The following is a 23,628-nucleotide window of genomic DNA, read 5'->3' as shown; positions in this document are numbered from 1 at the left end:
AGCTTGGCGCCATGCAGCGCTATTTCTGGTTTACGAAGCCGGCCCCGGGTGGGCACGGCCGCGTGAACCTGCGCTGACCTCCACCCCGAGCCGGAATCACACCGGCTCGGCGAGTTCCCGCGGGTCGGTATCCCTTTCGAAAGGAACCAGACCCGCGATGTCTCCCTCCGCTGACACCCTGATCGCCCTCGACGGGCACCGCACGGCGGCCATCAACCCGCTGCTGTCGCCCGCGATGCTGCGGCACGAACATCCGATGACGGCGGAAATCGCCGATACCGTCCTAGCGGGGCGGGCCTCGGCCGTCGACATCCTCGACGGCCGGGACGACCGGCTCCTCGTCGTCGTCGGGCCCTGCTCGGTGCACGACGCGGACGCCGCGCTCGACTACGCCCGCCGCCTCGCCGCCAAGGCCGAAGAACACCGCAGCGACCTGCACATCGTCATGCGTGTCTACTTCGAGAAGCCGCGGACCACACTCGGCTGGAAGGGCCTGATCAACGACCCCGGGCTCGACGGCACGTACGAGGTCAACCACGGCCTGCGGATGGCGCGGAAACTGCTGCTCGACATCTCCGCGCTCGGCCTGCCAGTGGGCTGCGAGTTCCTCGACCCGATCACCCCGCAGTTCATCTCCGACACCGTGACCTGGGGTTCCATCGGCGCGCGGACCGCGGCGAGCCAGGTGCACCGGCAGCTGTGCAGCGCGCTGTCGATGCCGGTCGGGATCAAGAACTCCACCGAGGGCGACGTCCAGGTCGCCGTCGACGCCACCCGCGCGGCCGGCGCCAGCCATGTCTTCGCGGGCATCAACCCCGACGGGCTCGCCGCGCTGATCACCACGGCGGGCAACGAGGACTGCCACGTGATCCTGCGCGGCAGCTCCGCCGGCCCGAACTACGACCCCGCGACGGTGGCCGACACGCTGGCCCGGCTGGCGAAGTCGGGGCTGCCGGAGCGCGTGATCATCGACGCGAGCCACGGCAACAGCGCGAAGGACCACGTGCGGCAGGCCACGGTCGTCCGTGAACTCGCGGAGCGGATCGGCGCCGGTGAGCGGGGCATCGCCGGGCTGATGCTGGAGAGCTTCCTGGTGGAGGGGCGGCAGGACCTGACGCTGGGCTCGGCCGCTTCGCTCACCTACGGGCAGTCGATCACGGACGCGTGCCTCGGGTGGGACACGACGGCCGAGCTGCTGGACAGCCTCGCCGAGGCCGTCGACTCGCGGCGCTGAGGGCCCCTCGGGAACGCTGGGAACGGTCCTTTCCTGGCAAATTTCGCAATAAAGGACCGTTCATTGCACGGCACGCGGGGCTGCGAGGGGTGGAGGGCTCGCGTCTTATGTCGCGAAGGGAGCTTTCGCCGCATGGCACGCGGGGCCGGCGCCCGTCACCTCAGGACCGTCAGGCCGATGCCGTCCGTGAAGGCCTCCTTCCCTACCTTGAGAGTAGGGAAGGAGGCCTTCACGGACGGAACCGTCAACTCCAGCCCCAGCAGTCCCATCAGCCACGACGACCGCGCGTGAAGGCCCTCTCTCGGCTCAGCCGTGGAAACACGGCCTTCACACCAGTCCGAGCACTCAAGGGCCTACCGATGCCAGTAGGACTCGATGATCTGCCAGCGCTGGTAGTTGTGCCGCGCGTCCGCCAGCGCGTCGTGCTGGTCGTCCGGCGCCGCGGGGAGCTTCGGCTTGCCCGCGTCCTCCCAGCGTTGCCGCAGGTCACGCGTGAACCGCGGCAGCTGACGCGGCAGCGCGGGCATCGGCCCCCACAGCTGCGCCAGCGCGACGTGGTCGTAAGCGGCGAACCAGGCCCAAAGTTCGATCCCGCCGGGCGGCTTGCCGAAGAACTCGAGCAGGTCCGTGCGGATCTTCTCGCGGCTGCGCCACGCCGGGTCGGCGGGCGACGGGAGTTTCGGGAGCACGTTGTCGCGGACCCAGGGGCCGGCCTTGCCGGGATCGAAATCGGTCGAGACCGCGTAGAACTCGCGTCCTCTTTCGTCCACGACACCGATCGACACCAGATCGATGGTCACGCCGTCCTCAATGAATTCGGTGTCGTAGAAAAAGCGCACCGGAGAACCCTAGTGGGGCCTCAGCCGACCTTGGTGTCCGGGATACGGGCGACGTCCTTGGCGGACGGCTGCGCGGGCACCTTGGGGCGGAGCCCCGCCTCTTCGGCGGCGATCAGTTCCTTCGCCTTGGCGGCGTAGATGTCGACGTACTCCTGACCGGACAGCTCCATGAGCGCGTACATGATCTCGTCGGTGATGGACCGCTCGATGAAGCGGTCGCCGGCGAGGCCTTCGTAGCGCGAGAAGTCGAGCGGCTTGCCGAAGCGGATCTCGAGGCGGCGCGGCCACCACATCTTCGAGCCGATCGGGTTGACCTTGTCGGTGCCGATCATGGCGACCGGGACCACGACGCCGCCGGACTCGAGCGCGATCCGCGCGACGCCGGTCTTGCCCTTGTACAGGCGGCCGTCCGGGGAGCGGGTGCCTTCGGGGTAGATACCGAGGAGGTGTCCCTCGCGGACCAGCCGGGTCGCGGTGTCGAGCGCGGCCTGCGCGGCGTTGCCGCCGGAGCGGTCGATCGGGAACTGGCCGACGCCGGTGAAGAACCACTTCTTCAACAGGCCCTTGAAGCCCTTTTCGGTGAAGTACTCCGATTTGGCCGGGAAGGTCACCTTGCGCTTGACGCGCAGCGGCATGAAGAAGGAGTCGGCGACCGCGAGGTGGTTGCCCGCGAGGATCGCGCCGCCTTCGGCGGGGATGTTCTCCGCGCCGACGACTTTGGTGGGCCACAGCGCCTTGAGCAGTGGCCCGATAAACACGTGTTTCATGAGCCAGTACAGCACTGCGAAAACTCCTCCTAGCAGCTCAACCCCCGCGCCCGATGGTCAAGACTACGAATCGCGCACCCCAGGCACAACGAAGTCCACCCGGTTACCCGCGCCCAGCGACGGATCTCACATCCGATCCGGCCCGATTCCGCCGGTGACCGGGGGCCCACAAGCCGCTCCGGTCGTGCGACCATAGGAGACCCACCCAGCTCTCACGGAAGGCGATCGCATGGCCGTCCTTGCCGGCGCGGAACCGTTCGCTCACACCGGTTCGACCGAAGCAGGGTTCCTGCTGTGCCACGGCTTCACCGGCACTCCCGCGAGCATGCGGCCCTGGGGAGACCATCTGGCCGAAGCCGGTTACACGGTGCGCTGCCCGCTCCTTCCCGGGCACGGCACGCGGTGGCAGGACATGAACCGGACAGGCTGGGAGGACTGGTACGGCGCGGTCCGTGAAGAGCTGCTGGCCCTCTTCGCGACCTGCGAGACGGTGTTCGTCGCCGGGATGTCGATGGGCGGGACACTGACGCTGCGGCTCGCCGAGGAGTTCGGCGACCGGATCGCCGGCATCGTGCTGGTGAACCCGTCTGTCCTGACGCTGCGCTGGGACGCCAAGCTGCTGCCCGTCCTGTCGAGGATCCTGCCCTCGGTGCCGGGCGTGGCGAACGACATCGCGAAGCCCGGCGAGACGGAGCTGGCCTATTCGCGGACGCCCGTGCGCGCCGCGGCGAGCTTGGCGAAGCTGTGGAAGGTCACCCGCGCGGATCTGGGCAAGGTGACCCAGCCGGTGCTCCTGCTCCACTCGGCCGTCGACCACATCGTGGAGCCGGTCAACTCCCAGGTGATCCTGGCTGGGATCGGCAGCGAGGACGTGACCGAGGTGGTGCTGGAGAACAGCTTCCACGTCGCCACGCAAGACCACGACGCAGGCCTGATCTTCACGCGTACGGTGGACTTCGCCCGGTCCGTGCGCCGGGCGGGACAGGTGGACGCCGGATGAGCAGAGGCAAGGACGGGCCGGAGGACGTCGACGCGACCTTCGCCGAGATCGTGGCCGACCTCCGTGCGGAGGGCGTCGGCCTGTTCCCGGACGAGGAACTGGAGAAACCGGCGGAAAAGCCCGCCGAGAAGACCCCGCGGCCCGAGCCGTCGGACGCCGAACCCGAACCGGGCTGGCGTGGGGGCGGCACCAGCTGGGACAAGACCCTCTTCGAGGACGACCCCGCCGGGCCGAGCGACGACGAGGGCCATTTCGTGCCGCCCGAGCCGCCTCCCCTGCCGCGTCCGCGCAAGGGCGCGTTCATCGTCCTGCTGTTCTTCCTGCTCGGCCTGCTGCTCCTGATCGCGCCCAACCTGATCGGCATGGGCACGCGGCTCGGCACCCCGCTCGGCATCCTCGCCCTCGCGACCGCCATCGCCCTGCTCCTGCTGCGGGTGCGTCAGGGGCCGCCGCCCGGCGCGGATCCGAACAACGGCGCCCAGGTCTGAACTGCCGGACAATTCGGAAGATGAAGATCGACTTCACCCCCTCGCGCCAGTCGACGGTCGGCGCGGAATGGGAACTCGCCCTCGTCGACCGGCGGACCGGTGAGCTCTCGTCGGTCGCGGAACAGGTGCTCGACGCCGTCCGTCCCGGCGGCGAGGAGGAGCATCCGAAGATCAAGCAGGAGCTGCTGCTCAACACCATCGAGGTGATCAGCGGGATCTGCGACACGATCGCCGAGGTCAAGGCCGATCTGAACGACTCGCTGGACGTCGTGCACTCGGTGCTCGACCCGCTGGGCGTCGAACTGTTCTCGGCGGGGTCGCATCCGTTCTCGACGTGGTACCAGCAGAAGGTCACCGACAAGGAGCGCTACGCCAAGCTCATCGACCGGACCCAGTGGTGGGGACGGCAGATGCTGATCTACGGCGTCCACGTGCACGTCGGCGTCGACCACCGCGACAAGGCCCTGCCGATCCTGGACGCGCTGCTCAAGTACGCGCCGCATCTGCAAGCGCTTTCGGCGTCTTCGCCGTACTGGGGCGCCGAGGACACCGGGTACGCGTCGAACCGCGCGCTGATGTTCCAGCAGCTGCCGACGGCCGGGCTGCCGTTCCAGTTCCGGAAGTGGACCGAGCTGGAGAGCTACGTCGACGACATGTTCACCACGGGCGTGATCGACCACTTCTCCGAGATCCGCTGGGACATCCGGCCCGCGCCGCATTTCGGGACGATCGAGATGCGGGTGTGCGACGGGCTGCCGACGCTGGAGGAGGTCGGCGCGATCTCGGCGCTGACCCAATGCCTGGTCGACGACTTCAGCGCGCGCCTCGACGACGGCGAGATCCTGCCGACACTGCCGCCGTGGCACGTCCAGGAGAACAAGTGGCGCGCGGCGCGCTACGGCGTCGACGCGATCGTCATCCTCGACGCGGCGGGCAATGAGCGGCTGGTCACCGACGACACCTACGACCTGCTGAACCGGCTGGAACCGGTCGCCCGGCGCCTGGACTGCGCCGACGAACTGCGGTCGGTGGAGACGATCCTGACCTGCGGGCCCAGCTACCTGCGTCAGCGCGCGGTGGCGAAGCAGTACAACGGCAGCCTCCGCGCCGTCGTCGCTTCGCTCATCGCGGAGATGCGGGACGGGAAGATCGCGCGCCCCTGACCCTCCGCATTCAGTCCTCTGAATGCGGTCCTTGCGCGTGCAACTACCGCATTCAGAGGACTAAATGCGGGAGTCGAGGTGGCCCAGGAGGGTGCCGGGGCCGAAGGTCGAAGCGCCCAATGCCTCGACGCGGGACCTCAGCTCACGGTCGGCGGTCACCACGACGACGTGGTCGTCCGGACCGGCCGCCCGGGCCTCCCGCGCGACGGCCACGATTTGGGAGTCCCCGTCGGACTCGGCGTCGACGACCTCGACACCGGGCACCGGCGCGACTCCCCGCGCCTTGCCCTCGACGACCAGCACGACCTTCGGCCACCACGACCATTCGCCACCACCGGGGAGCGCCGGATCGGCGAGCCCGGTACCGGCCAGGGTCGCGAGCTTGTCCCGCAACCGTTCCGCGGCGCCACGCCGGTCGCGCCACCAGCCGTCCGGGCGCGACCCGACGACGTTCGCGCCGTCGACCACCAGTACCAGCCCGCGATCCAAGTGTTCCCTCAATCCCGGCCACGCCGCCGCGAAGTCGCGATGCAGCCGGAAGCCCGCGACCTCGGCCGCCCGGACCCACCGCAGTTCCGCGCTCTCCGCACTGGTCACCCTGGCCGAAAGCGGGCCGATCGGCGCGGCCAGGACCGTGGTGTAGCGCCAGTTCCCGTGGTCGACCTGCGACGCCGCCAGCGCGCGGACCCGGCCGGGCGGGATGTCGGCCTCCTCGTGCGCCTCGCGGGTGGCGGCCTCACGCGGGCTCTCCCCCGCCTCGACCGCGCCCCCTGGCAGCGCCCAGGTGCGTCCATGATGGACCCACCAGGCCCGCCGCTGCAGCAGCACACCGCGCGCGGGATCGGACAGCAGCAGCCCGGCGGCGCCGTTCAAACCCCAGTGAAGATGCCCGAAAGCGCACTTCACGAAGCCGTTGCCGTCTTGCCGGGTCACGGCTTCAGCCTGTCACACCGACCTCGGCGCCGGGAGCCTTCGCCGCGTCGACGGCGAGCGCGGCGGCACCGACGATCGCCGAATCGTCGCCGTGGTGCGCGGCCCGGATCCGCGCCAGCGGGCGGTGCCCGGCGCCGGTGATCTTGTCCGCGTAGCGTTCGCGTGCCTCGTCGAGGAACAGCGGCGCCGACTCGGACACCCCGCCGCCGATCACGATGATCTCGGGATCGAAGACGTCGGCGACCAGGGCCAGGCCCTCGGCCAGCCACTTCGCCAGTTCGGTCATCGCGCGCTGGGCGATCGGGTCGCCGTCGCGGGCGGCACCGGCGACCCGGCGGCCGGTGACCGAGCCGGGGTCTCCCCTGGTTTCGCGCGCGAGCACGGTCGAGCGCCCGGGATGCCGCGCGAGCAGTTCGACCGCCGTCGCGGCCAGCGCCGTCCCGCTGCAGTAGCGCTCCCAGCAGCCGTACTTCCCGCACGGGCAGGGCCTGCCGCCGGGGACGACGGTCAGGTGCCCGAGTTCGGGAGCGACACCGTACGCGCCCCGGTAGATCTTGCCGTCGAGCAGCAGTCCCGCGCCGATCCCGGTGCCCAGTGCGATCAGCGCGGCGACATGAGCGCCACGAGCGGCCCCGAAGCGGTACTCGCCGACGGCGGCGGCGTTCACGTCGTGTTCCAGTGTCACCGGCAGGCCGACCCGCTTTTCGATGCGCTCGGCGACCGGCGCGGCACGCCAGGACAGATGCGGCGCGAACATCACCGTCCGCCGGTCCTTCGCGACGAACCCGGCGACCGCGAGGCCCACGCCGGAGACGTCGTGCCGGTTGCGGAGGTCCTCGACGACCCCGGCGATGGCGTCCTCGAGCGCGTCCTCGCCGCTGGGGGTCCCGACCCTGGCCGTGTCCATCAGCGAGCCGTGCTCGTCCACCACGCCGGCGCGCACACTCGTGCCCCCGACGTCCACCCCTACCGTCAGCAACTCAGTTCTCCCGGTCCGGCTGCCAAGCGTCGCGCCTGGTCACCGTGATGTGCTGGACCCGCGAAGCTCCCACCGGGACATCTTCGGCCGTGGGCTCCTTCCGCGCAGGCTGGAACCCCGGCATGTGCACGCCCGCCTCGGGTTCCCATCGATCGGCGAGCACCGCCCGCAGCAGCGCGACGAGCTGCGCGGCCTGCTCCATCAGGCGTGCCACGAACTCGGGCCGCTCCCCGCGGAAGATCCCGACGATCGCGCAGAGCGGGCACCACCCGCCGGAATCGTGGTCGGTGCAGCCGTGCCCGGCGGAGATCAATCCCTCCAGCCACGGCGCGGCGTGCTCGACGACCAGCTCGACCAGCAGGCGGATCTCTTCGGCCAGGTCGAGCGGGCCCGATCCGGTGTTCTCGTTGTTCTCGCTCACCCGGGTCCCCGGTTCCCGGCCAGGCTCACGACCAGGCCGTGCGCGTCGGATTCCGCACCGGTGATCCGGCACGGGCGCAACATCTCCGGCAGCGCGATCAGCCGCCGGAAACCGTCCACGGTGACGGCGAGATCATCGTCCACTCTGGCCAGGTCCACTTCGGAGTCGCGGTGCAGTGGCACCGCGATCCGCAGCTCGTAGCCGCTGTCCGATTCGGACACCCGCAACAGCGGGGTCACACCTTTTTCGTTGTCCGCCAAGGGATCCAGTCCTTGGTAGAGCTCGAACGCGATTTCCTGCAGCGCCTCGAGCCCCACCGGCTCGACCGCACGGTACTCGACGGGCTTCACCTGCCCTGGCCCGAAGCCCGCGTCGGCGAGTTCGGCGAGGACGGTGTTCTGCTGCGCGCGCCGGGTCCGCATCCACGAGGCCGCCGCGCCGCGCCAGAACCCGGGCGCGGGCATCAGCCGGTTGACGATCAGCCCGTCGACCAGGATTCCGCGCAGGGCAAGGGAACTGAGGGTGCGGCGGGCTTCCGCGACGACGACGCGTTCCGGGGTCAGCACGAGCCGCACGGTCGTGGTGGCCGGATCGGTCAGCAGGGTGCGCAGCGACTCCAGATGGGCCCCGAGTCGCCGCACCGCGGCCGCCGTCCGCCGCGCGCCCGGTTTGAACATTCTCGACAGATAGCCGGAAACGGCTTCGGGCAAAGCCAGCAGACGCAGCGTTTCCGCGGTCGGTCCACAGTCGACGACGACCGTCTCCCAGGGACCGTGCTCGGCGAGGCGCTGGACCTCGGTGAGCGCGAGGAGCTCGTCCACTCCGGGCACCACGGTGAGTTCTTCGGCGTCGAGCGAGTCGAGGCCCGCTCCCGCGAGCGCGGCCTGAAGTTCCAGCCGGAGTTCGCGCCAGGTGCTGTCGACGAGGCCGCGGGTGTCGATCTGGGCGGCGTGCAAGAGGATGTCCACTTCGGACGGTTCGCCGCCGAGCGCGCGGCCGAAGGCGTCACCGAGGGAATGCGCCGGATCGGTCGAGACCACGAGCGTCTTCCTGCCCCGGCCCGCCAGTGCCGCCGCCGTCGCCGCGGCCAGCGTGGTCTTGCCGACACCCCCCTTGCCGGTGAACAGCAGGATCCGCATGCCTACCCTTCGACTCAGGATGCTTCAGCGCGCTTCTTGAGCTCCTTGAGCGCGGTGTCCATGACCATCTTCTCGGCCTTGCGGCGCAGCAGCCCGATCATCGGCAGCGCCAGCTCGACGGACAGCGTATACGTGACCTTGGTGCGGCCGGCGCCCAGCGCTTCGAGGGCGTAGCGGCCGTTCTGGGCCTTCTGCATCTGCCCCTTGACCAGGTGCCAGCTGACTCCGTGGCCGTCGGCGTCCCAGTCGTACTCGAGGGTGTAGACGTCCTTGATGGGCCCGGCGTCGAGGGTGAGTTTCACCTGCTTGGCGCGACCGTTGTCATCCTCGGCGAGGACCTCGGTCTCCCGGACGGCCTTGGCCCATTCCGGGTACGCGGGGAAGTCGGCGATGACGGCCATGACCCGCGCGGGCTCGGCGTCGACCTCGATGGACTGCGTGGACTGCTCGGCCATGCCCCGAACTCTAGCCGGGACCGACCGTCACCAGCGAAGCACGTAGGGCTGAGAGGTCTCCTTGAAGTGACCGACGTTACGGCATTCGGTCCTGCCGACCCTCGTCCGCGGGGTCAGCGGCTGGTGGACGTGCCCGAAGACCGACCAGCGCGGCCGCTGCTCGCGGATGAGATCCACCAGCGCCGCCGACCCGATCTCGGACCGCCGCGCGATCACGTCGTAGGTCAGTTCCGGGATGGCGGGCGGGATGTGGGTGCACAGGACGTCCACGTCCGCCAGCCCGGCGACCGCGGCGTCGTACTCCTCCCGAGTGCGCAGGTACGGCCGCCAGAAGCCGTTGCGGCGCGGGACCACGTTCGGCGGGAGGAGCGCGCCGCCGATGAACCCGAAGCGCAGCCCGCCGAACTCGGCGACGTCGCCGTCGAGGACGGTGATGCCGTCGCCGGCGAACTCGGGCCACAGCGACGGGTCGTCGACGTTGCCGGGGGTCGCGAACGTCGGCGCGGTCAGCGCCCCGAACAGGACGGCGTACTGGTCTTGGATCGCCTCGCCGACCGCGCCGGCGGGATCGGCCAAAGTGGCCCACAACGATCGCGAGAAGGCAACGGTCTCATCACGAGTGCCCTCACGCCGCAGCCGCGCGAATTCGCCGACCTTCTCGGCGCCGAACAGCGCGCCCATGATGCCCTTGTCGTGCTCGCGGTAGTCGACGAAGTCCAGCAGGTCGCCCAGCACGATCAGCGCGTCGGCGCCGTCGCCCGCGCGTTTGAGCGCGTCGGCGTTGCCGTGCACATCCGACACCACGTGAACCCGCATGCTCTCCCCTACTCGGCCCGGGGACCGACCCCGGGCTCGCGCCCGTCCTCGAGGACCTCTTTGAGCCCGAGCGCGATGGCCTTGGCGGCACGGGCCCTGCGGTCGAACTCCCGCCGCAGGTCACGGGGCTGGAGCACGCGCGGCGCCCCGTCCGGACCGGCGGGAGTGGCGCGCAGGAAGTAGTGCAGCAAAGTGCCGTCGAGCACCGGCTCGAGCCAGACCTCCATGGTACCGATCAAGGCACCGCGCACCGTCCAGCGCAATCCTTCGTCGCCGCGGTCGGTGTAGACCTCGAGAACGAGGTCCGGCCAGTAACGTGACCAAGATCGCGGATCGGCGAAAGCGGCGGCCACGGTGGAGGGCGGGACCACGAGGAAGGTCTCGTCAACGATGTCGAGAGCTGGCGGCGCCTGGTTCACAGCGGCAGAATGTCATGTCCTGGGTATGGCCGATTCGTCAGCATGGTCTTAAGGTGCACGGCACGCTAAGTTGACTTGCGGGTAACACCGGTCACACCACTTGCACGCGAACACGGAGGTTCCTCGTGCGCGAATACAGCGCCCCCGCCGCCAATCCGGTGACCGACGACGAGAATCTCGCCGACGTCGTCTGGGCGAACGCGGAGCGGTTCTCCGATGTCGTGAGTTTCCGCCGCCAGGTCGACGGTACCTGGTTGGACGTCACCGCCAAAGACTTCGCCGCCCAGGTTCTGGCCGTGGCCAAGGGAATGGCCGCGGCGGGCATCGCTCCGGGCGACCGGGTCGGGCTCATGTCCAAGACCCGCTACGAATGGACCCTGATCGACTTCGCGATCTGGGCCGCCGGCGCGGTCACCGTCCCGATCTACGACACCTCCTCGGCCGAGCAGGTCCACTGGATCCTCTCGGACTCGGCCGCGAAGGCCGTGTTCGTCGAGACCGACGACCACGTCGCGACGCTCGAATCCGTCAAGGGCCGCCTCGACGCGCTGGAGCACACCTGGCAGATCGAGGCAGGCGCCGTCGACCAGCTCACCAAGCAGGGCGCCGAGCTGAGCGACGACGACCTGCACGAGCGGCGCCGCACGGTGAAGGCCGGCGACCTGGCCACGATCGTGTACACCTCGGGCACGACCGGCCGCCCCAAGGGCGTCGAGCTGACCCATCGGAACCTCCTCGCCGAGATCCGCGCCGACATCGCCGCGTTCCCGCAGCTGATGGAGCAGGGCAACTCGCTGCTGGTGTTCCTGCCGCTCGCGCACGTCCTCGCGCGCGCCATCGCGGTGACCGCGCTCAGCGCGCGGGTGACCCTCGGGCACACCTCGGACGTCAAGAACCTCGTCGCCGACCTCGGCACCTTCCGCCCGACGTTCGTCGTCGCCGTGCCGCGGGTGTTCGAGAAGGTCTACAACGGCGCGAAGCAGAAGGCGCACGGTGACGGCAAGGGCAAGATCTTCGACGCCGCCGAAGCCACTGCCGTCGCGTACAGCCAGGCCCAGGACACCGGCGGCGCCGGGCTCGGCCTCAAGATCAAGCACGCGCTGTTCGACAAGCTGGTGTTCAGCAAGCTGCGCGCGGCCCTCGGCGGCCGGTGCGTGGCCGCGGTGTCCGGCGGTGCGCCGCTCGGCGTGCGGCTCGCGCACTTCTTCCGCGGCATCGGTGTCCCGGTGTTCGAGGGCTACGGCCTGACCGAGACGTCCGCCGCGGCCTGCGTCGGCACCCAGGACGGGTTCCGCGTCGGCACCGTGGGGCGTCCGGTCGCCGGCACCTCGGTGCGGATCGCCGACGACGGCGAGATCCTGCTGAAGGGCGACGTCGTCTTCGGCGGCTACTTCAACAACGCCGAAGCGACCGCGGAAGCGCTCGAGGACGGCTGGTTCCACACCGGCGACCTCGGCGAGCTGGACAGCGACGGGTTCCTCAAGATCACCGGGCGCAAGAAGGAGATCATCGTGACCGCGGGCGGCAAGAACGTCGCCCCGTCCGGGCTCGAAGACACCATCAAGGCCAGCCCGCTGGTCAGCCAGGCGATGGTCGTCGGCGACCAGCGGCCGTTCATCGGCGCGCTGATCACCATCGACGAGGAGTACTTCCCGTCGTGGAAGTCGCAGCATGGCAAGCCCGCCGACGCCACGGTGTCCGACCTGGCCGGCGACGCCGAGCTGCGCGCCGAGATCCAGCAGGCCGTGGATCAGGCCAACAGCGCGGTGTCGCAGGCCGAGGCGATCAAGAAGTTCACGATCCTCTCGAAGGACTTCACCGAGGCCGGCGGGGAGATCACGCCGAGCCTGAAGCTGAAGCGCAACATCGTGAACAAGAACTACGCGACCGACATCGAAGCCCTGTACAAGAAGTAGCTTTTCGTCCGTGAAGGCCTCCTTCCCTACCCTGAAGGTAGGGAAGGAGGCCTTCACGGGCTTCGGACCTGCACCCGGCACGCCAAGGAGGCTGAAGGACGCTTTCGCCGCGTGACATGTGGTGAAAGCGTCCTTCAGCCGATCTTCGCGTCCCAGTCGATGTGGTGCCGGTACAGCCAGTTCCGGTCCCGGTCGGGCGTCGTCCCCGACGACACCGCCGCGCTGCCGGCCACCAGCTCCTCCACCCGCGCCCGCCGCAGCCGCTCGTAGGCCGCGAAAGCCGTTGGCGCGTCGGGAAGATCCCGCAAACACTGGGCCAGGACGACACTGTCCTCCAACGCCATCGACGCGCCCTGCCCCGCGGCGGGCGAGGCCGCGTGCGCCGCGTCGCCCACGAGGACCATCGAGGCGTTGAACCACACCGGCGTCGAGGGGACATCGTACGAATGCCCGCCGAAGACGTCGTCTCCCGTGGACTCGATGATTTCCGCGGCAGGCAACGGTTCCCCGTCGAAAGCGGCGAAAGCGGCCGAGCGCCATTCGGCGGGCGACAGGCCGGAGCGCACGCCTTCGGCCGTGGGAAGGCGCGCGAACCAGTACGTCGCGCCGTCGGGCGTGCTCGTGTAGCCGAAGAAGGCGTGCAGGCTCTGAATCATCCGATAGAGGGACGGCGCCTGCGGGATGCCCGGGTCGGTCGTGTAGCCGTAGACGACGTCGAGGCCCGTCGAGCGCGGAGGCGGGCAGTCCGGGTCGATGATGGTCCGGACGACCGACCGCAGCCCGTCGGCGCCGATCAGGATGTCGCCTTCGGCCACGGAACCGTCCTCGAAGCGAGCGACCCCCGGCGTGGCGGAAACCAGCCGTTTCCCGCGTTCGAAGGTGATCCCGCGCGAGATCGTCTCCTCTTGCAGCGCACGGTAAAGCGACGCTCGCGTCATCGTGCGTGGCCCGGCGAGACCGTCGATGTCGAAGGAACGCCGTTCGACGGTCCGCCCGTCCGGCGTCACGAGTTCCAGGCCCACCGCGCCGAAGGAGTTGTCGATCACCGGTGCCTCGGCGCCGATCGCGCGCAGGGCGTCCATGCCGTTGTGCATGATCGTCAGGAACGCGCCCGCATCCTCGCCGCCGGACGGGTACGCCTCGTGGACGCTCGCTTCGATCCCGGCCCGCCGCAACGCCATCGCGGTCACCGTGCCCGAGATCCCGCCGCCGATGATCACAGCCTTCACCGCTGACCCCCTGTCGTGTCGCCGTCACCCGACGGTACCGGGAAACGGCGACCCGACAGAGGCGTTCACGCGCCGCCGCTGGCGACGATGTCCCCGTTGACCCCCTTGGGGAAGAACCCGCCCTCCTGCACCGGACCGGGGTTCAGGTAGACGACGTTCAGCACCCGGTCGGCGCCGCGGCCGAAACAGATGCCGTTGTTGTCGGTCGGCACGATGTTGGCCTGGTTGCCGAGCAGGATGCCCTGGTCGTCGTCACCGGGGCCGTCGAGGGCGTCGCGGGCGTTGGAGATCTTGGCCGCCGCGTCACCGAGGCCGCGGTCGAACAGCGAGGTCCGGATGGTGGCCGCGTGATAGGCCTCGGCGGCCAGGATGCCCGCGGCCGCGTCCAGGAACGTCTTGTTGGTGATCAGCGGCGCGGCGCCCTTGTAGGCCGTCACGCCGACATCCTCGAACAGGAACGCCGCCAGCAGGAAGTTCTTCTCGTTGGCGAACGGGTCGAACTGCTGGTACTCGCCGATCAGCCCGGCCGCGCGAGCGGCGGCGGTGAAGCTGTCCTTGAGGTCGATCTCTGGCCGCGACACCGCCGCCTCACCCAAAGCACCACGCAGGAACTTGACGTGCGCGACCTCGTCGCCCGCGATCTCCTTCGCGAACTGGTGCAGCGTCTTGTCGTGGAACATCACCTTCTTGCCGCCGACGACGCCACCCTGGGCGCCGACGCCGCCGGTGAGGTCGTCCGGCAAACCGCGGCCGTGGACGGCGAAGGAGTAGAACTCGGCTTCGAGGTACTCCAGGTTGAGCGCGAAGTTGAGCACGGCCGCGTCGCTGGGGGCAGCAGCAGCGGCCTCACCTGTCGCCGAAGCGGACGAAGTGGCCTGCACCCCGAGGTAGGTGGCGCCGACGACACCCAGCCCGGCCGCGCCGGCGGCCTTCAGGAACCGGCGGCGATCCGTGCGGTTCTCGGCGCTGCGCGAGATCAGGGTACGAACGAAGGGCTTTCCGAACACGAGTGGTTCCTCTCGTCTTTGCGGTGCACACCCACCCACTCGGACGTTCGGAACCACCCGTGACCCGGATTGGAAAAGATCTCGAACTTATTTCTTCGTCGCCGCGGCAAGGCGGACGCAGACGGCGAGGCCGCGGATGGCCTCTTCGACTTCGGCCAGCTCAGGGTACGTCGGCGCGATGCGGATGACGGCGTCGTCGGGGTCGTCGCCGTACGGGTGGGTCGCGCCGGCCGGGGTCAGGGCGATGCCCGCCTCCTTGGCCAGCCGCACGACCTCCTTGGCGGTCCCGGACGGCACGGTCAGCGAGATGAAGTACCCGCCGGTCGGCTTGGTCCAGGACGCGAGGCCCGATTCGGCCAGTTCCTTGGTCAGGATCTCGTCGACGGCCGCGAACTTCGGCCCGATGAGCTCGGCGTGCTTGCGCATGTGCTCGCGGACGCCGTCCTCGTCGCGCAGGAACAGCGCGTGGCGGAGCTGGTTGACCTTGTCCGGGCCGATGGTCCGCTTGCCGATGAGGCCGGTCCACCAGGCCAGGTTCGCCTCGGAGGCGCCGAAGAAGCCGACGCCGCCGCCCGCGTAGGTGACCTTCGAGGTGGAGCCGAAGACGAACACGCGGTCGGCGTTGCCCGCCTCGGTGGCCAGCGCGAGCAGGTCCGCCAGCCGCGCCTCGTCCTCGGTGAGGTGGTGCACGGCGTAGGCGTTGTCCCAGAAGATCCGGAAGTCCGGGGCGGCGGTGGTCATCGTCGCCAGGCGGCGCACGGTGTCGTCGCTGTAGGTGACGCCGGTCGGGTTGCTGTACTTCGGCACGCACCAGATGCCCTTGACCGCGGCGTCCTCTGCGACGAGGCGCTCGACGACGTCCATGTCCGGGCCGGTCTCGGTGAGCGGCACCTGGATCAGCTCGATCCCGAAACGCTCGGCCAGCGCGAAGTGGCGGTCGTAGCCCGGCACGGGGCACAGGAACTTGACGCTCGGTTCGTCGGCCCAGCGGCGCTCGGCGCCCGGGAGCTTGCTGAGGTAGGCCTGCACGATCGAGTCGTGCATCAGCTCCAGGCTGGAGTTGCCCGCGGCCAGCAGCTGCTCGGCCGGGACCTGCAGCGGCCCGGCGAAGATGCGGCGGAGCTCGGGCAGGCCCTTGAGGCCGCCGTAGTTGCGGACGTCCGTGCCGTCCTCAGCCTTGCGCACGTCTCCGGGGAGAGCGAGCAGCCCATCGGCGAGGTCCAGCTGACGAGGGGACGGCTTGCCGCGGGTGATGTCCAGGGAGAGGCCACGGTCGACGAGGGCCGCGTAGTCGCGGCGGGCGCTCTCGACATCGACAGGTGCAGTGGTCATGCCTAACGCTAAACCCGGGGACGGTCCGACGTGAGACGAGGGTGGCCCTAGGCCCGCGCGCACAAGATCCGATAACGGTTCCGGCGTGTTTTTCAGCATTCGTAACGAGGCCAAATCCCCTATTGGGACGACCACCGTTCCCGCATTCTCGATAGCACGAGGAAAAGGGGAGAAAAATGGGAGCTAAGAACCGGGTCGCGGTGACACTGATGGCGGCGGGCGCGCTGGCCGCGTGCGCGGTACCCACGCAGGGAACGGCGGCACCGGCCGTCACGGTGGCACCGCCGCCGAACACGATCGTGATCCAGCCACCGGCGGTCGCGGCTCCGCCCCAGACGGTTTATGTCGCACCGCCGACGACACAGACGGTCTATCCCGCACCGGCGGTTCCGGTGGCACAAACGGTGATCGCGTACTACGACGCGCTCAACCGGCGTGATTTCCTCACCGCGTGGAATCTCGGCGGGCAACGGCTGGCGAAAGGCGGCACTTATGCCTCCTACGTCAAGGGATTCGCGACGACTTCCTGGGCCGACCTCACCGTGACGGGCGTGAGCGGGAACACCGTGCACGTCCATCTTTCGGCTCGCCAGACCGACGGTTCGCTGCGTACTTTTTCCGGTTCTTACACCGTTTCCGGCGGCGCGATCGCCGGCGCGAACATGAAACGTGTCTCCTGATCACAGCGGGGTGAGCCGCGAGATCTTCCACCGGCCGTCGATCCGGACCGCCGCGACCGAAAGCTGCGACACCGAAGACTGCGGGGCGCCGCCGCCCGCGGTGAGCGTCTGCTGGTCGAGGAACAGCAGCACTTCCGCCTCGTCTCCGCGCAGGGACCGGACGCCGAGCGACCGGACCGTCGTCGTCCGCACGAGCTTCTGTTCCTCGGCCCGTTCGCGCGCCGAGGCGAACTGGTCCCGGTACTGGCCGGTCGCCTCGCCGGTCAGCACGTCGGCGGCGGCCCGCTCGGTTCGCGCGAGGTTGCTGTAGTCGTAGGAAAACACGGCCTTCACCCCGGCGCCGACCTGATCCGCGACCTCGGCCGTGGCGGCTTGGTCCACCAGCGCCGCGTTGCCGTCCGAGCCCAGCGAAGACGCCTCGATGCCGAACCACACCGCGCAGCCGGTCGCCAGCGCGATGATCGCGATCAGAATCCGCGGGACGCGCCCGGTCATGATCCCGCCGCCTGGACCGCGCTGACCTTCCAGCCGCCCTCGACGCGCTGGTAGTCCACGGTCAGCCTGCTCACCTTGGGCACGGCCGAGCCGCCGCCGGTGCTGACCCGCACGTCCAGCACGGCCATCAGCCGCGCCGTCCCGGCGGCGGCGTCGAGTTCGGTGACCGCGGCCTGCTTGAGCTCGGCGGTGGCGACGGTCTTGCTCGCGGTCGCCCGGTCGATCTGGATCTGCCGGTCGCCGGTGAGGTCCTTGCCGAGCCGTCCCGTGGTGACGCCGAGCCAGCGGTCGACGTCCTGGGCGCCGCTGCGGTGGTCGATCGTGTTGAGCACTTCGAGCTGACCGGACGCTGCGGCCAGGACGGCTTCGCGTTCCCGGCCCCTGGCCAGACCGTCGTCCCGGGCGGCGCTCCACCACGACCAGCCGAACCAGGCGGCCGCGAGGACCGCCAGCGCGGCGACGACGGTGAGGACACGGGTGAGCACTACTTGCCGCCCAGCAACGCGCCCAGTCCGCCCGGCGCGGACCCGGTCAGCAGGCTCAGCACACCCGGCAGCTGAGCGGATTCCGCCGCCTGCGGGGTCTGCTTCGGCCGCTCCGGGACCGCGGGCGGCTTTCCCGCGTACGGGGCGTTCTGCGAGCCTCGTACGCCAGTGGGGCTTCCTGGTGGCTCGGCGCAGTACGCCTGGGTGTTCACCGGCGCCTCGGTGGTGTCGTTGGCGGGACGCTGTTTCGTGCCCTCGTAACCCTTCGTGCACGAGACCGGGTCGAAGAAGTTGAACACCACGCCCAGGTGACCGGTGCCGTCCGGCGATGTCGAGCGCGAGAACGCCGAGATGATCGGGTACGCGACGAGCAGTTCCTCGATCGCGTCGGTGCGGGCGGACGTGATCTGGGCCGTCGTGAGCGTGTTCGCGAACAGCACGCCGAGGTCGGTCCCGGAGACCGCGAGCACGTCGCTGATCTGGCGGCTCAGCTTGGGTGCCTCGTCGATCACGCGCCGCAGATCCGGGTCGGACGTCTTCAGCTGCGCGGCGATCGTCTTGAGCCCGCTGGAGAACTGGGTGATGTTGTCCGCTTGCCGACGCTGGGTGTCCAGCACCGTCCGCGAGTTGGCGAGCAGGCCTTGGGTGTCGGGCAGGTACTGGGTCGCGGTCGCGGTGAGGGAACCGGTGCTGTTCAGCAGCTGCCGCAGGTCCGGGCCCGCGTTCGCGAAGGCCTCGTAGGTCTCGTCGACGACGGTCTTCAACGATTCCGGCTTCACACTCGACACCAGCTTGTCCAAATTGGACAGGACGGTGTCCGGCGCGAGCGGGATCGAGGTCTTGTCCCGCTTGATGACCGATCCCTCGGTGAGGTACGGCCCGTTTTCGTGCATGGGCAGCAGATCGACGTACTGCTCCCCCACCGCCGACCGGTTCGCGACCGCGGCCTTGGTGTCCGCGGGGATCTTCGGCGCGCCGGAGTCGATGTCGAGGCCCAGGTCGATGCCGTGCTCGGTGAGTGTCATCGACGCGACCTTGCCGACCGCGACACCGCGGTAGGAGACCTCGGCGTTGACGAAGATCCCGCCCGAGTCCACGAGCTGCGCGGTGACGAGGTAGCCGCGAGTGCCGAAGAGCCGGTCCAGCCCGGCGTACTTGCCGCCCGCGTAGACGACCGAAACCACCGCGATGACGACGAACGCCGCCAGCTGGAACCTGGTCTTGCGCGTGATCACCGGCCACCTCCGAGCAGCGGTCCGAGGATCCCGCCGAGCACGCCGCCCAGTACATCCCCTTGGGGCGTTCGGGGAACCTGAGGGAGATCACCGGCGGGCAGCGGCAGCACCGGCGGCGCGGCACCGTTGTTGAACGGGATCGCGCCGGGGGTGCCGGTGCCCTGGGTACCGGGCAGCTGGATGATCGGCTGCGACGAGTTGTTCATGTTCTCCAGGAACGTGTCCAGGTTCAGGTCGATCTTGGCTTCCACGTTCGCGTAGTCGCCCTTGATCACGTTGCCCGCGTAGTCCGGGAACGGGTACGTGAGCAGGATCCGCAGCGCCGTCGGCAGATCCTGGCCCGCCTCGGTCAGCTTCCGCAGCGTCGGCTGCAACGCGCGGAGGTTCGCGACCAGCGTGTCCTTGCTCGCCTTGATCGTCTCGGTGGCGACCCCGGAAAGGGTGTTGAGCGACTGCAGCATGCCGACCAGCTGATCCCGTTGCTCGGTCACGACCTTGAGCCCCGGCGAGAGATTGTCGAGCGCGTTCGTGAGGTTCTGTGTCTGGCCGACGAGGGTCTTGGACAGCTTGTCGAGGCCGTCGATGGCGCGCAGGATCTCGCCCTTGTGCCCGTCGAGTTCGGTGGCCAGTTTGTCCACTTGGGACAGCAGGGAGCGGACCTCCGCCTCGTTGCCGGTGAGCGCTTCGTTGAGTTCGTGACTGATCTTCTGGATCTGCTCGACGCCGCCGCCGTTGAGCAGCAGGGAAAGCGCGCCGAGGACTTCTTCGACCTCGGGGTTGCGGTTCGTGCGGTCCAGCGGGATCTTCGCGCCCTCGGCGAGCGTTCCCTCGGGCTTCTCGGGGGCGTGCAGGTCGACGAACTTCTCGCCGAGCAGGCTGGACTGCCGCAGCTCGGCGCGCGCGTTCGCGGGCAGCGGGATGTCGCCGTTGACGACCATGCTCACCCACGCCGAACGCGTGTCCGGCGCGAGATCGATCTTCTCGACGCGGCCGACCGGGACGTCGTTGACCTTCACACTCGCCTGCGGCACCAGGTCGAGGACGTCGGAGAACTGCGCGGAGAGCCGGTACGGGTGGTCGCCGAGATCCGCTCCACCCGGCAAGGGCGTGTTGTACAGCCCCGAAAAACCGCCGTCACCGCAGCCGGCCAGCACGAGGACGCCCGCCATCACTCCCGCGATCTTCTGCCGTTGCCGCCTCATTTCGGGAGCCCCTTCGTCATGACGTCGACGAGCGGGAGCGGCAGCGGTGGAAGTTCGCCGCTCTGCAGTGAGGCCAGCACCTGCGGGACCGACGGGAGTTTCAGCGTGCCGTCGAGGACCGGCGCGAGCTGTTTGCAGATGTTGCCCAGCGCGTCCGGAATCGGTTTCGGCGTGCTCGCGCTGATCAGGCGGCACACGGTCAGGATCGGCGGATGCGTCAGCTCGTTCAGGTTGTCCCGCACCGCGATGGTGCCGGACGCGGCGTCGTAGGAGTTGATGAAGTTGGTCGCCCCGGTCGGCGCGATGTCGATCACCTCGGCGAGCGACGCCCGCTGGTCCACGAGCACCTTCGTCAGCCCGGCCAGTTTGTCCACATTGGATGAGAGAAGATCCTTGTTCTCCGCGACGAACTTCTCGACGTCGCCCATCGCCGTCGCCAGGGAGTTCAGCGCGGCACCCACGTCGGCGGAATCCGCGGCGAGGAAACCGCTGACGTCCGCGGCCCGGCGATAGAACTCGTTGAGCTGCTTGTCGCTTTCGGCCAGCGCGCCGGTGAAGGAGTTCAGGTTCTGTACCGTGGTGAACAGGTCGCCTTTGGAGCTGTCCAAGGTCTTCGCCAGTTCGGACAGCCGTGTCACCGTGGTGTTGAGGTTCTTCCCGTTGCCGTCGAGGTTCGCCGCCGCGGTGTCCAGCAGATCCGACAACGCGCCGTTCTTGTTGGCACCGTTGGGTCCCAGACTGGTCGAGAGCTTGTCGAGACTCGTGTAGAGGTCGTCCAGTTCGGCCGGCGTCGCCGTCTTCTCCTTGGCGATCACCGTGTCCGAAGCCATTTCGGGGCCGCTCTCGTACGCCGGGGTCAGCTGCACGTACCGATCGCTGACCAGGCTCGGCGCGACGACGACGGCGCCCGCGTCGGCCGGGATCGGGGTGTCGCCGTCGATCCGCATGTCGACCCGGACCGCCTCGCCCTGCGGCGTCACGCCGGTGATCTCCCCGACCTTCACCCCGAGCACCCGCACCGACGAACCCGCGTAGAGCCCGACGGTCTTCCCGAAGTAGGCGCTGATCCGTGTCCCGCCCGGTTCCTTGAACACCAGCCACAGTCCGGCGGTCAGGAGCAGCACCAGGACGCAGGCGAACGCGACCCACGTGTAGACCGTGCGCCCGGCGCGCGTGTGGATGGTCATCGTCCGCCCACCCCCTGGTTCGGCGCCGCGATCGGCGGGGTGCAGCCCTCCGGGTTCACCTGGAACGCGCCCGCGATGATCGTCGGCGGCAGCAGCCCGCACAGGTATCCCTCGAACCAGCGCCCGTTGCCGGTCGCGTTGGCGCCGACGCGGGCGAACGGCGCCATCAGTGCGAGGCTGCGGCTGAGGTTGTCCTGGTTGCGCTGCAGGATGTCGGTGACCTTGCCGAGTTTCTCCAGCGTCGGCTTCAGCTGGTGCCGGTTGTCGGCGACGAGACCGGACAGCTGCGCGGAAACCTGTTGCGTGCCCTTGAGCAAGGTGCTGATCGCGTCCTTCCGGTTCTGCAGTTCGGCGAGCAGGAGATTGCCGTCGTCGAGGATCCGTTTCAGCTGGGCGTTGCGGTCGGACAGCGTCTTGGACACCTTGCTCGTGTTGGCCAGCAACGTCTTCAGGTCACCGTCGCGTGAGGACACCGTCTTGGACAAGGAGGAAAGGCCGCTCAGCGCGTCCTTGAGGTACTGCGGGCTGTCCTTGAGCGCGTCGGAAAGGACGGTGAAACTCGACGCCAGCTGCGCGGTGTCGATCTCGCCGACCGTGCCCGACAGCTCCTGGAACGCGTCCTGCAGTTCGAACGGCGTCCGCGTGCGGTCGAGCCCGATGGTGGTGTTCGGGTCCTGGTTTCCCTTGCCCTTCGGCGTGAGCGCGAGGAACTTCTCGCCAAGCAGCGTCTTGATCTCGATCGACGCGGCGGTCGCGTCGCCGACCCGGACATCCTTGACCCGGAACTTCACCAGCACCTTCTTGCCCGCCAGCTCCACCGAGCTGACCTGGCCGACCTTGACGCCGGCGACCTGCACCTCGTTGTCCGGCGCCAGCCCGGCGGACTCGCCGAAATACGCGGAGTACGTCGTCCCGCTGCCGAACAACGGGATCCGGTCGGAGAAGTACGTCGTCGCCGTGATCAGCACGATCAGGATGAGCGTCACGCCGCCGACCACGGCCTGGTTGCGTTCCTTGAGCGGCTTCACGGCCCGCACCTCTCCGGTCGCTGCGTGCCGGGCAGCGGCGTGATCGGCAGTTCGATGTCGAGCGACTTGATGCCGATGCTGCCGGAGATCCCGCACAGGTAGTAGTTGAACCAGCTGCCGTAACTCAGCGTCCTGGTGAACTTCTGCAGGTTGCCCGGCAGCACCTGCAGGAGATGGTCGAGCAGCTGTTCCGAATCGCCGAGGTTCCGCGACAGCGCGCCGAGCTGGACGACGTCGTCCTTGAGCGCGGGCCGCGCGTCGGCGAGCAGCCCGGTCGTGGCGACGGTGAGGTCGCCCAGCGCCTTGACCGCCTCCCCGATCGGCTGCCGCTGCTCGGCCAGCCCGGTGACCAGCCGTTGGGTCTGATCGATCAGCTCGCCCAGTTCCGGCGAGCGTTTCTCGACCGTGCCGAGCACGGCGTTGAGGTTCGCGATGACGTCACCGATGATCTTGTCCTTGCCCGCGATGGCCGACGTGACCGACGCGGTGTGCGCGAGCAGGCTGGTGATCGTGCCGCCCTCGCCCTGGAAGACCTGGATGATCTCGTAGGACAGTTTGTTGACGTCCTCGGGGTTCAGCGCGCGGAAGAGCGGTTTGAACCCGTTGAACAGCACGGTCAGGTTCAACGCCGGTTTGGTGCGCTCGGGTGGGATGACCCCGCCGCGCGGCAACGACTTCTCGTCCCCGATGTCCGTGCCGAGCGACAGATACCGCTGGCCGACCAGGTTGCGGTACTTGATCGTCGCGGTCACCGACGCCGGCAACCGGTGCGAGGTCTGGACGTCGAAATGGACCTGGGCGAGGTTTTTCTCGCCCTCCTCGACCTCGATCTTGCCGACCTGGCCGACCTTCACCCCGACGATGCGGACGTCGTCGCCCTCCTTGAGCCCGGACGCGTCGGTGAACTTGGCCGTGTAGCCGGAGGTGTCGCCGAAGTTGGTGTTCGCGATGGTGGCGCCGAGGACCGCGGTGAGCAACACGGTCACCACCGCGAAGACGAGGATCTTGACCAGATCCGGGACGAAGGACCTCATCGGACCGCCCTCCCACCCGCGGGGGAAGGTGGTGGTGAGGCGTCGGTGCCGGTGGTCGTGAGTGGCGATTCGGGTTCTCACCCGAACCGCCACTCCCGACCAGCTGTACCCACACATGTCCGCCAGGTCGGGTTCGACCACACCT

General features: G+C 69.0%; 25 protein-coding genes. 6 read left to right on the top strand and 19 right to left on the bottom strand.

What is annotated here, in order from left to right; translation table 11 throughout:
• The first annotated feature begins 157 nt into the window (after positions 1-157).
• Positions 158-1,234, top strand: a complete 1,077-nt coding sequence (locus AC069H_RS21795) for a 3-deoxy-7-phosphoheptulonate synthase (RefSeq protein ID WP_478233623.1) — start codon at positions 158-160, stop codon at positions 1,232-1,234.
• Between the two features lie 353 nt (positions 1,235-1,587).
• Here AC069H_RS21795 and AC069H_RS21790 read toward each other — a convergent pair whose 3' ends face one another.
• Together AC069H_RS21790 and AC069H_RS21785 are read right to left on the bottom strand one after the other, a co-directional pair.
• On the bottom strand, positions 1,588-2,073 hold the full coding sequence (locus tag AC069H_RS21790) for a polyadenylate-specific 3'-exoribonuclease AS (RefSeq protein WP_061984256.1): 486 nt from the start codon (positions 2,071-2,073) through the stop codon (positions 1,588-1,590).
• A 20-nt stretch (positions 2,074-2,093) separates the two neighbouring features.
• Positions 2,094-2,855 (bottom strand): lysophospholipid acyltransferase family protein, encoded by a 762-nt coding sequence (locus AC069H_RS21785; RefSeq protein ID WP_478230001.1) that lies wholly within the window; start codon positions 2,853-2,855, stop codon positions 2,094-2,096.
• Positions 2,856-3,069: 214 nt separating this feature from the next.
• Here AC069H_RS21785 and AC069H_RS21780 point away from each other — a divergent pair, with 214 nt between their 5' ends.
• The 3 genes from AC069H_RS21780 to AC069H_RS21770 are packed head-to-tail and all read left to right on the top strand — an operon-like array spanning position 3,070 to position 5,491.
• Positions 3,070-3,840: an alpha/beta hydrolase gene (locus tag AC069H_RS21780; RefSeq protein ID WP_478230000.1), complete on the top strand. Its 771-nt coding sequence runs from the start codon at positions 3,070-3,072 to the stop codon at positions 3,838-3,840.
• Complete coding sequence (locus tag AC069H_RS21775; RefSeq protein WP_478229999.1) at positions 3,837-4,328, top strand: hypothetical protein; 492 nt, start codon at positions 3,837-3,839, stop codon at positions 4,326-4,328. The genes AC069H_RS21780 and AC069H_RS21775 overlap by 4 nt, the downstream gene beginning before the upstream one ends.
• A gap of 20 nt (positions 4,329-4,348) precedes the next feature.
• Positions 4,349-5,491 carry a glutamate--cysteine ligase gene (locus AC069H_RS21770; RefSeq protein WP_478229998.1) on the top strand — a complete coding sequence of 381 codons (1,143 nt, stop codon included), beginning with the start codon at positions 4,349-4,351 and terminating at the stop codon, positions 5,489-5,491.
• A 60-nt stretch (positions 5,492-5,551) separates the two neighbouring features.
• On the opposite strand, the gene AC069H_RS21765 is transcribed toward AC069H_RS21770, so the two are convergent.
• Genes AC069H_RS21765 through AC069H_RS21735 form a run of 7 tightly spaced genes read right to left on the bottom strand, consistent with a single transcriptional unit; the run spans position 5,552 to position 10,653 of the window.
• Positions 5,552-6,424 (bottom strand): NUDIX domain-containing protein, encoded by an 873-nt coding sequence (locus tag AC069H_RS21765; protein ID WP_478233622.1) that lies wholly within the window; start codon positions 6,422-6,424, stop codon positions 5,552-5,554.
• A gap of 4 nt (positions 6,425-6,428) precedes the next feature.
• The gene (locus AC069H_RS21760) at positions 6,429-7,388 is read right to left on the bottom strand and encodes an ROK family protein (protein ID WP_039923619.1); all 960 of its coding nucleotides are present in this window, start codon (positions 7,386-7,388) and stop codon (positions 6,429-6,431) included.
• A 16-nt stretch (positions 7,389-7,404) separates the two neighbouring features.
• Positions 7,405-7,824: a hypothetical protein gene (locus AC069H_RS21755; protein WP_478233621.1), complete on the bottom strand. Its 420-nt coding sequence runs from the start codon at positions 7,822-7,824 to the stop codon at positions 7,405-7,407.
• Positions 7,821-8,963 (bottom strand): ArsA family ATPase, encoded by a 1,143-nt coding sequence (locus AC069H_RS21750; RefSeq protein ID WP_478229995.1) that lies wholly within the window; start codon positions 8,961-8,963, stop codon positions 7,821-7,823. Before AC069H_RS21750 ends, AC069H_RS21755 begins: the two co-directional genes overlap by 4 nt.
• A 14-nt stretch (positions 8,964-8,977) precedes the next feature.
• Complete coding sequence (locus AC069H_RS21745) at positions 8,978-9,418, bottom strand: SRPBCC family protein (RefSeq protein WP_125675560.1); 441 nt, start codon at positions 9,416-9,418, stop codon at positions 8,978-8,980.
• 27 nt (positions 9,419-9,445) lie between these two features.
• Complete coding sequence (locus tag AC069H_RS21740; protein WP_478229994.1) at positions 9,446-10,234, bottom strand: metallophosphoesterase family protein; 789 nt, start codon at positions 10,232-10,234, stop codon at positions 9,446-9,448.
• An 8-nt stretch (positions 10,235-10,242) separates the two neighbouring features.
• Complete coding sequence (locus AC069H_RS21735) at positions 10,243-10,653, bottom strand: polyketide cyclase / dehydrase and lipid transport (RefSeq protein ID WP_378436573.1); 411 nt, start codon at positions 10,651-10,653, stop codon at positions 10,243-10,245.
• 125 nt (positions 10,654-10,778) lie between these two features.
• Here AC069H_RS21735 and AC069H_RS21730 point away from each other — a divergent pair, with 125 nt between their 5' ends.
• The gene (locus AC069H_RS21730) at positions 10,779-12,569 is read left to right on the top strand and encodes an AMP-dependent synthetase/ligase (protein ID WP_478229993.1); all 1,791 of its coding nucleotides are present in this window, start codon (positions 10,779-10,781) and stop codon (positions 12,567-12,569) included.
• Between the two features lie 134 nt (positions 12,570-12,703).
• Here AC069H_RS21730 and AC069H_RS21725 read toward each other — a convergent pair whose 3' ends face one another.
• The 3 genes from AC069H_RS21725 to AC069H_RS21715 all read right to left on the bottom strand — a co-directional run bounded on the left by AC069H_RS21725 (position 12,704) and on the right by AC069H_RS21715 (position 16,137).
• Positions 12,704-13,798, bottom strand: a complete 1,095-nt coding sequence (locus AC069H_RS21725; protein ID WP_478233620.1) for an FAD-dependent oxidoreductase — start codon at positions 13,796-13,798, stop codon at positions 12,704-12,706.
• A 65-nt stretch (positions 13,799-13,863) separates the two neighbouring features.
• The gene (locus tag AC069H_RS21720) at positions 13,864-14,805 is read right to left on the bottom strand and encodes a ferritin-like domain-containing protein (RefSeq protein WP_478233619.1); all 942 of its coding nucleotides are present in this window, start codon (positions 14,803-14,805) and stop codon (positions 13,864-13,866) included.
• Positions 14,806-14,892: 87 nt separating this feature from the next.
• Positions 14,893-16,137: an aspartate aminotransferase type Ic gene (locus AC069H_RS21715; RefSeq protein WP_478229990.1), complete on the bottom strand. Its 1,245-nt coding sequence runs from the start codon at positions 16,135-16,137 to the stop codon at positions 14,893-14,895.
• 176 nt (positions 16,138-16,313) lie between these two features.
• On the opposite strand from AC069H_RS21715, the gene AC069H_RS21710 reads away from it, so the two are divergent.
• The gene (locus AC069H_RS21710) at positions 16,314-16,817 is read left to right on the top strand and encodes a hypothetical protein (protein ID WP_478233618.1); all 504 of its coding nucleotides are present in this window, start codon (positions 16,314-16,316) and stop codon (positions 16,815-16,817) included.
• Here AC069H_RS21710 and AC069H_RS21705 read toward each other — a convergent pair whose 3' ends face one another.
• The 7 genes from AC069H_RS21705 to AC069H_RS21675 are packed head-to-tail and all read right to left on the bottom strand — an operon-like array spanning position 16,818 to position 23,483.
• The gene (locus AC069H_RS21705; protein WP_478229988.1) at positions 16,818-17,312 is read right to left on the bottom strand and encodes a hypothetical protein; all 495 of its coding nucleotides are present in this window, start codon (positions 17,310-17,312) and stop codon (positions 16,818-16,820) included.
• Positions 17,309-17,797, bottom strand: coding sequence for a hypothetical protein (locus AC069H_RS21700; protein ID WP_478233617.1), 489 nt, complete (start codon positions 17,795-17,797; stop codon positions 17,309-17,311). Before AC069H_RS21700 ends, AC069H_RS21705 begins: the two co-directional genes overlap by 4 nt.
• Positions 17,797-19,032, bottom strand: coding sequence for an MCE family protein (locus AC069H_RS21695; RefSeq protein WP_478229986.1), 1,236 nt, complete (start codon positions 19,030-19,032; stop codon positions 17,797-17,799). The genes AC069H_RS21700 and AC069H_RS21695 overlap by 1 nt, the downstream gene beginning before the upstream one ends.
• Positions 19,029-20,234, bottom strand: coding sequence for an MCE family protein (locus AC069H_RS21690; RefSeq protein ID WP_478233616.1), 1,206 nt, complete (start codon positions 20,232-20,234; stop codon positions 19,029-19,031). The genes AC069H_RS21695 and AC069H_RS21690 overlap by 4 nt, the downstream gene beginning before the upstream one ends.
• Entirely contained in the window at positions 20,231-21,421 is a 1,191-nt protein-coding gene (locus AC069H_RS21685; protein WP_478233615.1) for an MCE family protein, read from the bottom strand. Before AC069H_RS21685 ends, AC069H_RS21690 begins: the two co-directional genes overlap by 4 nt.
• Positions 21,418-22,449, bottom strand: coding sequence for an MCE family protein (locus tag AC069H_RS21680; protein ID WP_478229983.1), 1,032 nt, complete (start codon positions 22,447-22,449; stop codon positions 21,418-21,420). Before AC069H_RS21680 ends, AC069H_RS21685 begins: the two co-directional genes overlap by 4 nt.
• Positions 22,446-23,483, bottom strand: coding sequence for an MCE family protein (locus AC069H_RS21675; RefSeq protein ID WP_478230035.1), 1,038 nt, complete (start codon positions 23,481-23,483; stop codon positions 22,446-22,448). The genes AC069H_RS21680 and AC069H_RS21675 overlap by 4 nt, the downstream gene beginning before the upstream one ends.
• Between the last annotated feature and the right edge of the window lie 145 nt (positions 23,484-23,628).

The organism is Amycolatopsis sp. NPDC043887 (assembly GCF_056435665.1).
Note: the sequence above shows the minus strand (reverse complement) of the source record. Positions and strands in the feature narration are given on the sequence as shown.